Below are 9,392 nucleotides of genomic sequence, written 5' to 3'. Positions count from 1 at the left end.
GAGCGGTTCAGGCGGCAAAATGAGGATATTGCCGCCAAATACGCCGTGGTGGACGATATGCTGCTGTCGCAGGCGCTGGCGGACCTGGCGCCGGAGGAGTCCGGATTTATCGCTTCCGCCAGGGTGGCGCTGATTACAGCGCGATTTAGCGCCTTTGACCGCCTTAAACATCAAATCATCAGCAGGCATCTTCCCCGCCGCGCTCACTCCATCGCGCTGTTGCCCGAGGTGGACCTGCTGGCCGCCGCAACCGGGAGCGGCAGAAGGATATACGCCCTGCGGCCCTCGCGCTCGGGGTATCGGCTGGATCGCGTTGATGAGATAGAAGAACATTATTATGCGCTGATGACGGATCCCGCGACGGCGAGAAAAGATACGGACTATCAACTCAAAATCCACGCTGACGCCGTCAACGCGCCGGTAATGAAAACCTCCGCCGAAGCAGGGGCGATCCTGATCGAAAACCTGATAAAACGGCATAAGCAGCGGCTGATGGATCAGCTACAGCAATTCGGCTATGAAGAGACAAACTGGGAAAAAACGCAAAAAATCCTGCTATCGCTGATACCGCTTTATGATTGCATATCGGGTATCAGGGAGGAGCGCAGGGAGGCGGTAATATCGTGCATGATAGACGCGTTTACCCTGGCTCCCCTGGCCGGCCAGGGCGCGGCTATCGGCGCCCGGTTTGCCCAGCGCGGAGCCCTGGGCGGCATGGTTGCCCTGCGCGCCAGCCTCGGCGCCCTGGCGGTGCGCGCTTCATTCAGGGAAACCTTAAGCCGCGGCGGGGTGGATTTAATCCGCTTTGCCGTGGTGCCGGCGGCGCGGGAGCTGGATCGCCAGGCAATGATTTCGCTTGGCCTGGCGGCCGTCAGGGCCATGGACCCCGGCTTTGAACTGGCGGGCATCGCCGGCGCGCGGGCGGTAAAGCAGCTTGTCGGCGTCGCCGGACTCCTGGAAAACCGGGTGCCGGTGTGGCGAAAAATACGCGTTTGGCTAGAACAACGCCATCCGCCCGCCGGCGCGACGCCGCACGCAACGCCTGTTATTACGGCACGGCTGGCGGGACTGGATCGGGACCTGCCGGTGGTAAAACTGGGGGGCGACAAGCTGGGGGCGCAGGATATTTATCTCCGTTTCAACCCCGAAACCGGTGAAGCGTTCGGCAAAAGATATACGCTTGCCGCTGGGAATGTGCTGCAGGCGGTGCCGGCACCGTTGGCCCAACGGCTGCGTAATATCCTCGAACAGGGACTGGGCGGGCGGGGGGCGCCGGGCGCGGGTAAACAGCTTGCCGGCAAACCCGGCCGCAAGCCCTATACCCGGGTTACCGGCGCGCATCTGCGGGCATGGGTACAGAACGGCATACGCCCTCACCCGACGGCTATGGGGGCTTTTATTGCCCTGCGGGGTATTCCCTTGCATCAATGGCGGCGCTATGTACACCAGGAGGGGACATTAACGGCGCGGGGACGTGCGTTGCTGGCAAGCGATGAACCGGATTCGTTGACTCGCAACGCTAACCCGCCGCCTGAGGTGCAACAGCGTATTCAGGTTCATATCGATCCCGGCACCTGGCATGACAACATCGGCCGGGCTTTGCCCCCCGCCATAATCGAGGATGCCGGGCGCGCAAGTTTACGTGAACCGGCCGCGCTGCGACTAAAGATCACCAATAACGATTTTTTCGACCTATGGGAATTGTGGGCAAGCCATGGGCTATTGGATGAGGGGCGTTCGGCGGCCCTGCACAGATTAGAGTTTTGCCTGTTGAACGGCCATACGCAGCTCGATCTCAGCGGGTTGGGGCTGCGAGACCTGCCGGCGGCATATCCTCCCCGGGTGGTGAAACTGAACCTGAGCAATAATCGGCTGCAAACGATCCAGGGCGCCCTGCCTCCCGATTTAATGCACCTGGATATCAGCCATAATCTTTTTACCGGGTTACTAGGTGCTTCGGGGGATAAACTGACGGTGATTGTCGCCCACCATAATCAGCTTGAACACCTGCCCGCCAGGCTATCGGCGTCGTTAGCCGAGCTTGATGTCAGCTACAACGGGATTGGTTCAGTGGCGGTGTTTTCCCACGCGCGATTGACTACGCTTAACCTTAATCATAATCGACTAACTCAATTACCTAGCTTTGGGCAACTGAAATTAAAGAGCCTTTATCTTAACCATAACCAGCTGGAGGTTTTGCCCGATTTACCGGATACGTTATCTATCCTCAGTGCCGCGCATAATCTTTTACAGGAAATGACGTGGCTTATACCGGAAAAATTAACCTATCTTGATCTTAGCTCTAACTTAATGAATCGAATACCCCCGAGTTGGCAGTTCAGCAAGTTGAGGCACCTGAAACTCGATAACAATCTGATAGGCGATATATTGCAACCACTGCCGCAACTGCTGATTTCCTTTTCCGCCAGCAATAACCAGATCATGCGGCTTCCGCGAAATTGGCCGTCTAAAATAACTTCCATCATGCTGAAAAATAATGATATTACCAGTATGTCAGTGGCCGTTTTCCCGCCTGGGCTGCGGGTGCTCAACCTGAATCAAAACCATATCGAGTTCTTATCTGAAATCTTACCCGCCGGCATAAAAAAGATTTTTATCGCCGACAACAAATTAAGAGCCCTTATGGTCAACGTGCCGCGCGATCTGGTGCTTATCGACGTCAGCCATAATTTGATTACGGAGCGCCCCGCGCATTTGTCCGCGGCGGTGGAATTTATCAATACGCCTTAGCGACAACAGCCCGGGCTGCTATTTTGCCGCGCCCGGCGCTGTTTCCCAGCCACCGCCCAGCGCCAGGAACAGCAACACCCGATCGTCGGCCAGCTGCGCCTGCGATTGCGCCAGCGCGGCGTCGCTGTCGGCGAGGCTGCGTTCGGCGTCCAGCACGTCCAGGTAACCGATTTTGCCGCTGGAGTAGAGCCGGCGGGTTTTTTCCGCCACGTCCCGCGTCTCTTTACCCGCATCGCGCAATGCCTGGAGGCGGTCCAATTCCTGGGCATAGTTGTTCAGGGCGGTCTCCACTTCCCTGAGCGCGGTTAGGATCGCGCCGTCGAAACGCGCCAGATCGCCCTTGGTGGCGGCCTGGGCCTGGGCGATGCGCGCCTGGGCGGCGCCGTTATTGGGTATCGTCCAGGAAATCAGCGGGCCCAGGCTCCAGCCATAGGTATCTTTTTCACCGGCGCCGCTTATCAACCCGGCGGAGCTGCCCGCCAGCCCCAGGGTAATTTTAGGATAGAGATCGGCCATCGCCACGCCGACCCGGGCGGTAGCGGCGGCCAGCTGGCGCTCGTTCTGGCGGATATCGGGGCGGCGGCGCAGGAGCGCGGCGCCGTCCCCGAGCGGAATCAGCTGCCTAATGCGCGGGGGAGCGACGCAGTCGGCGACATCGCGCGGAAAATCCTGCGGCAGCGCCCCGGTGAGGGTGGCCAGCCGGTAGAGCGCGTTCTGGCGCTGGGCCAACAGCGGCGGCAGGGTAGCCGACAGCTGCTGGAGCTGGGCGCGCGCGCGCGCGGTATCGAGTTCGCCGGTGCGGCCCGCCTGCAACAGCCGGGCGGTTAGCTCCACCGATTGACGCTGCAGGTCGATGGAGCGCCGGGCGGTCTGCAGCCGCAGGCCGGTGGCGCAAATCTCCGCATAGGCGCGGGCGGTATTGGCCGCCACGTTGATCCTGACCAAATCAAGGGCGGCCTGGGCGGCCTCGCTATCGGCGTTGGCGGCTTCGATGGCGCGCTGTATCTGGCCGAACAGATCTACCTGGTAAGACAGGTTCAGGCCGCTGTCGTAGCGCCAGGCGTTATCCGGCACATAATCGGGTTGCAGTACCGATAATCCCGACGGATGGCCATAATAGGGCTTGGCGTTGACGCTAAGCGTCGGGTTTTGCGCGCTGCCGGCTTCCCTGAGCAATGCCTGCTCCCGCTCCAGGTTGGCCATGGCGACGCGCAGATCGGTATTTTGCGCCAGCGCCTGTCCCACCAGACGATCGAGCCGGGGATCCTGGTAAAGCTGCCACCAGCGGTCCGGCAGCGGCCGGGAACTGACCGGCGCGGTTGCGGCGTTTGGCGACGGGTTCATGCTCTTATCAGCCAGCGGCAGGCTGCCGGCGCGGGTGACAAGCGGCGACGCCGGGGGATGATAGTCCGGCCCGACCGGCGCCAGCGAGCAGGCGTTCAAGCCGGACAGGGCAAATAATACCGTACAGGCCGGTAGCGGGGAAAACCGACGATACCAACCGGCAATCATGGCGTGGAGCAGCATGGCTAGCGTCCTTGTCCGGCTGGGTTGATTTTAACGATGCCGCTGGACGAGCCCGCCACCTCCACGGTAACCGTCTCGCCGGCCACCAGGCGCTGATCCGCCGCCAGGGCGCCGATCTTAACCCGCACGGGAATACGCTGGGCCAGTCGTACCCAGTTGAAGGTCGGGTTTACGCTGGGCAGCAGGTTGTCGCCCGTCAGCCGATCCCGTTCGGCGATGCCCGCGGCGATACTTTCCACCGTGCCGGTAAAGGGCCCGTTGCCGCCCATGGGAATCACCCGGACCGGGTCGCCTAGATGGATGCGCGGCAGCTTAGTCTCTTCAAAATAGCCCTCCACGTAAAACGATCCGATATCCACCAGCGCCATCACCGGCTTGCCGGTAGTGGCGTAGCTGCCCTGGCGCAGATCGAGATTGGTCACCATGGCGTCGACCGGGGAACGCACCTGGGCCCGCTGCAGGTTCAGCCGGGCGCTGTCCAGCGCGACCTCCGCCTGGGCCAGGGCGTTTTGCGCCTGGTCGAGCTGGGTACGGGTGCGCTCCCGTTCCTCCTGCGGAATCAACGTACCTAATTGAGCATTGCGCTTGTCCTCGCGCCGGGCCTGGGCGATGGCGATGCGCTGGGAGTTAAGGGCCACCTCCGCCTGCCGCACCGCCAGCTCATAACGGGTGCGATCGACCACGAATAACAGCGAACCCGCCGTCACGCGCTGGTTATCATGTACCGCCACCTCGGTCACCAGTCCGGAGACATCCGGCGCGATGGGCACTACGTTGGCGCGTACCCGGCCATCCCGGGTCCAGGGAGCAAGTTCATAGTGGTCCCACAGTTGCAACACCGCCCAGATAGCCGCAACCGTTGCCAGCAGGGTAATCAACACGCGGATCGCTTGTCGCGAACGTAAAGCAAAAGTTTCAGGTTTCATCGGAGGCTATCGCTGCAAAAGATAAGTGGCATAGGTAATCCCATAAAGGATAAGGAAATAAACGGCGATATCGAACAGGGCCGGATGCCAGACCCAGCGATAAAAACCGCCGAGCGCCAGCAGGCGCCGGACCATCCAGAACAACCCCAGCGCGGCCATGGCCAGCACCATTAGCCAGGGGAAAAAGAGACCATAAAAACTAGCCTCACCTATCATGGCGTGTGTTCCTTAACGGTCAGGGCGGCGGGAGAATCGGGGAACAGGTTATGACGCAGCCCGACCAGGGCGGAAATGGCGCCGCGCCACTGCGGGGTCTTTTCCGGTATGGCGAGCATCGCGTCCAGCGCCCGGTCGACGGCGTGGTGTAACGATTCGGCGGGCAGGTTTTGCGCCGAGCGGAACAGCAGGGCCAGTTGGGCCAGGAGCGCGCCGAAGTCCACCGCCGGAAAATGCCGGCGCGCCTGCTGCAGCGCGATGATATTGGCGCCCAGGCGCAGGTCGCGCAGGGTTTCCCGGGCGACGCTATGGTGCCGGTGGGTTTCACCCTGGGCGATACGCGTCACCAGCAGGCCGATGCGATCGACCATCCTGACCGCGAAGATTTGCAATTGATGCGCTTTTGCGCCCCGGGCCATGTCCACCAGGTCGCGGCGTATCGCCCGGCGGATGCGGCGCGCGCTCCAGTCGGCGCCGACGGAGCGAAATAAACGGGTCACCCGAGCCGCCATGAACGTACCCAACAACTGGGCGGTGGTGCTGTTGATAAAGCTGGTGACATCCGCATGGGCGGTATCATGCAGCGACATGGTGCCCGCCACGCCAAACAGCAGCGGCAGCGCCACCATCAGCAGCGCCGGGCGCGCGCTGTAGCAGCCCAACACCAGGAACAACGGCGCGCATACCAGCACCAGCATGCCGAAATCCTGCACCGCCGGCAGCAGCACCAGGATGTAAATCGCCGAAATCGGCGCCGACCAGAAGGTGTATTTCAGAAAATTATTGATGGCGGGTACCGGATCGTCCATAACGGCAAAAAAGCTGCAAAATACCGCCGCCATCATGGCCGCCGTGGCGCCGTCGGCCCAACCGACTTGTATCCAGAACAGGCAGCACAGGCTGATGGCGATAAATGCCGCTAGCGACGAGAGCAGCGCCATGCCCAGATCCCGGTGCAGCACCCGGTTGCCGACGGCGGCCAGGCGCCGCCGGGGCATCACGCCGACCCGCATGCCGGTGGTTATGTCCTGGCGCAGGGCAAGGCACTCCTGCCATTTAATCACCAGCTCTTCCAGGTAGTTGACCAGCGAAATCCGCAACGCCCGCGACCAGGCGCCTTGATTGCCGCCGGTTTCCAGCCGGGATGCCGACTCGCGCAGCGCCAGACGCTGGTCGTTATACTCGGCCCGGGTGAGCGGGATATCCATGTCCTGGCCCGTGAGCAAGGGTTCGTTGGCCGCCAGCCAGGCGCTGATTTGCTGCTGGACCGCCAGCACGTCGGGACTCCAGCCGCCTTCGGCCTTATACAACGCCTGCAAACGATCCTCCACGCCGGAGAGCGTGGGGATCAGTTCCGCCACCCGGTCCTGCATGGTACGCATGGCGCCCGCCGTCCAGGTCAGGTTACCGGTGTCGAAAGGGATATGGGTGGACAACAGGCGCAGTTGGGTAATATCCACCGATAAGCGCAGGCGCGATGCGGAAAGGGCGCCGTCGTCCTCACCGGCGACGGGGACCTCCGGGGAAAAGATATCCTGCAGCCAGCGCCGGGTGTCGGTTAAGGTTTTGTCCAGCAGGCCCATGACGCTTCCGGTCAATCCCGCCGGCAGCACCACACTGTGCACCAGGGTGGCGCATAAAATTCCCAGGCAGATTTCCTCCACCCGGGTGATGGCGGTATTAAAGATTAAATCCGGGGTCTGCACCGAAGGAAACCCAATCAGCGCCGCGGTGTAGCCGGCCAGCATAAAGGCGTAGGATCGCGGGGTCCTGTCGAGCAGAGAAATAAACAGGCAGGCGCTGACCCAAAGCGCCATGGCCAGGACCAGCAGCACCGGCGCGTTGGACAGGGCGGGGATCATAAATACCGTGGCGGTGCTGCCGATAAAGGTGCCGCACAGGCGATAGACCGCCTTCGACCGCACCATGCCCGCCAGCGGCTGGCTGACCACATAGACCGTCATCAGCGACCAGAAGGTGTTGGGCAATCCGGCGCGGCTGGACAGGTACAGCGCCATCATCGCCGCGGTGAAACTTTTCAGCGAATAGATCATTTCCGCGCGGGAGAAGAGCTTAAAGGCGGGCAGCGTCATGGTCATTCAGGCCGGCGTGTTCACTATCGCGTCATCAAGGGATGAAGATCCGTTGATGCCCAGCCGCCGCTCCAGCAGGCAAAATGTCCGCAGGCACGCGTCAACGTCCTGCTGCGGCACGCCCTCGAACAGCGTGGCGCGAAAATCATTCAGCATCGCCTCTATCCTTATCTGGATAGCGCTGCCCGCCGGCGTCAGATAAAGAATCTTGGCGCGCTTGTCCACCTGGTCGTCCTGGCGAAGCACCAGCCCGGCATCCACCAACTGGTTGAGCGAGCGCACCAGGGAAGGCCCTTCAATACCCAGTTCTTCCGACAGTCCGCCGGGACGAATCCCCTCGGGATGACGGCCGATCAGCACCAGCGGCCAGGCCATGGCGGAGGAGAGGCCCAGCGGCGCGACCAGTTTATCCGCCTTGGCCCGATAACCCCGTTGCAGCAGGCTCAATGCCATGGTCATCGCCATAAGCGCCTGCGCGCGAGTTTTTGGCTTCGTCATTGTTATCGATAGCATGTAATTAGGTAGTTTGCTAACTATATTGTGATCAAGGTCACGAGTCAACAGCGCGGCGTGGGTAAGCGACGAAACTCGTCGTGTCTTAGTCGTGCGGATAACGGAGGCGTAAGGGCATGGAGCACGGTTAACCCTGTATTGTTAAGCAGTCTTTGCCCAACCAAAGCTAGGTTTGTCGCTAATAAATATTGATCATAGATGTCCACAAAATAATATTCCCGGGCCTGAAGGATATCCCCACCATGCCAGATGAACTCTTAACCGGCTATGTATTGAGAAATGCGGACAGATTGATTGCCGTTGATAATAATATGCCGAAAACTCGTTGTTATTCTATTGAACATTTCATTCAGGAAACCGATTTGCGTCCCTGTCATTTTGGCGCTTTACGTTACTTTCATGGTATGAATTGGTTTGAACATGCCGATATCGGCTCCCTCGACGCGCGTCTCCATTTTATCAGCAGCCTGGTAGATCGCATCATTGCCATGGATTTGCCCAGGCCACAGCCTCTGACCTTGATTTCGCTGGGGGCCGGCGGACTATTGGCGGAGTATTTAATTACCAGGCTATTAGCCGCTGAAGGTTTTACCGATTTACGCTGGCGCTGCATTGACGTCAAATATGCCCAGGATAGAAGTCACGCCGCCATTAGCGCCTTCACTGAATCCACCGGCATGCGGCTGGAGGCGTTCACCACCGAGCAGGCGTATCTATACCCTGAGAATAACGCCAAAACTCTGGCGTTGGAGGATCGGTCCAACGGCGCCATCGTTCTTTTGTCCATGGCGCCGCCGACAATGCTGATGAACGAACTACCGCCATCACAAAATAACGTCCTGACGGGGTGCATCTGGATCCGGGGCCAAATCACGCAAGATCTCAGTGAAGCCAATTGTATTTGTATTATTTATACACTAAATGACTATATTGATGATTATTATGAAAAATTAACTAACGGGTTAGCAGATAGTAATAAAATTACCTGGCTGAACTGCGTGGTAAAATGTTCAGTGGACAACCATGGGCAATTTGACATTGACTGTAGCAACGATAAATATGCCGATATCATCTATGCCAGACTGACCGGGCAATTGCGTGATTTGTGGAAACACGCGCGGCACCAGGGGGAAAGAATGTCCTGTGTCGCCCCCATACTGGGTTTGCCGCATATTATTACCGCGGTTGGGCTATTGAGGATGCAAATGCCGGCATTGCCGGTAACGCTCAAACTGTTTTTATTCAACGACTATGATATCGCCCTCGCAGGACTGCGCGCCTTTCTCCGTGACAGCCATCGGCCCACGCTCTTTGCTTCTTTTGAGCATAATACTACCATTATTGAATAACCGGGACGCGCCATGGC

General features: G+C 59.6%; 7 protein-coding genes. 2 read left to right on the top strand and 5 right to left on the bottom strand.

Annotated features, from left to right (window positions below; genetic code table 11):
- Window positions 1–2,751 (top strand): leucine-rich repeat domain-containing protein (locus GRH90_RS02250; RefSeq protein ID WP_178112963.1); only part of this gene is annotated, 2,751 nt, incomplete at its 5' end.
- Between the two features lie 18 nt (window positions 2,752–2,769).
- Here GRH90_RS02250 and GRH90_RS02245 read toward each other — a convergent pair.
- The 5 genes from GRH90_RS02245 to GRH90_RS02225 are packed head-to-tail and all read right to left on the bottom strand — an operon-like array spanning window position 2,770 to window position 7,972.
- Window positions 2,770–4,278 carry an efflux transporter outer membrane subunit gene (locus GRH90_RS02245; RefSeq protein WP_218586195.1) on the bottom strand — a complete coding sequence of 503 codons (1,509 nt, stop codon included), beginning with the start codon at window positions 4,276–4,278 and terminating at the stop codon, window positions 2,770–2,772.
- Between the two features lie 2 nt (window positions 4,279–4,280).
- On the bottom strand, window positions 4,281–5,204 hold the full coding sequence (locus GRH90_RS02240) for an efflux RND transporter periplasmic adaptor subunit (RefSeq protein WP_162364250.1): 924 nt from the start codon (window positions 5,202–5,204) through the stop codon (window positions 4,281–4,283).
- Window positions 5,205–5,210: 6 nt separating this feature from the next.
- Window positions 5,211–5,420, bottom strand: coding sequence for a DUF1656 domain-containing protein (locus GRH90_RS02235; RefSeq protein WP_162364249.1), 210 nt, complete (start codon window positions 5,418–5,420; stop codon window positions 5,211–5,213).
- Window positions 5,417–7,513: an FUSC family protein gene (locus tag GRH90_RS02230; RefSeq protein WP_218586194.1), complete on the bottom strand. Its 2,097-nt coding sequence runs from the start codon at window positions 7,511–7,513 to the stop codon at window positions 5,417–5,419. Before GRH90_RS02230 ends, GRH90_RS02235 begins: the two co-directional genes overlap by 4 nt.
- Before the next feature lie 6 nt (window positions 7,514–7,519).
- Window positions 7,520–7,972, bottom strand: coding sequence for a MarR family winged helix-turn-helix transcriptional regulator (locus GRH90_RS02225; protein WP_218586193.1), 453 nt, complete (start codon window positions 7,970–7,972; stop codon window positions 7,520–7,522).
- Between the two features lie 296 nt (window positions 7,973–8,268).
- Here GRH90_RS02225 and GRH90_RS02220 point away from each other — a divergent pair, with 296 nt between their 5' ends.
- Window positions 8,269–9,375, top strand: coding sequence for a hypothetical protein (locus GRH90_RS02220; protein ID WP_162364248.1), 1,107 nt, complete (start codon window positions 8,269–8,271; stop codon window positions 9,373–9,375).
- Window positions 9,376–9,392: the final 17 nt, after the last annotated feature.

The organism is Acerihabitans arboris (assembly GCF_010131535.1).
GTDB classification, from domain to species: domain Bacteria; phylum Pseudomonadota; class Gammaproteobacteria; order Enterobacterales; family Enterobacteriaceae; genus Acerihabitans; species Acerihabitans arboris.
The sequence above is the reverse complement of the archived record's forward strand: the minus strand, read 5'-3'. Positions and strand labels throughout refer to the sequence as shown.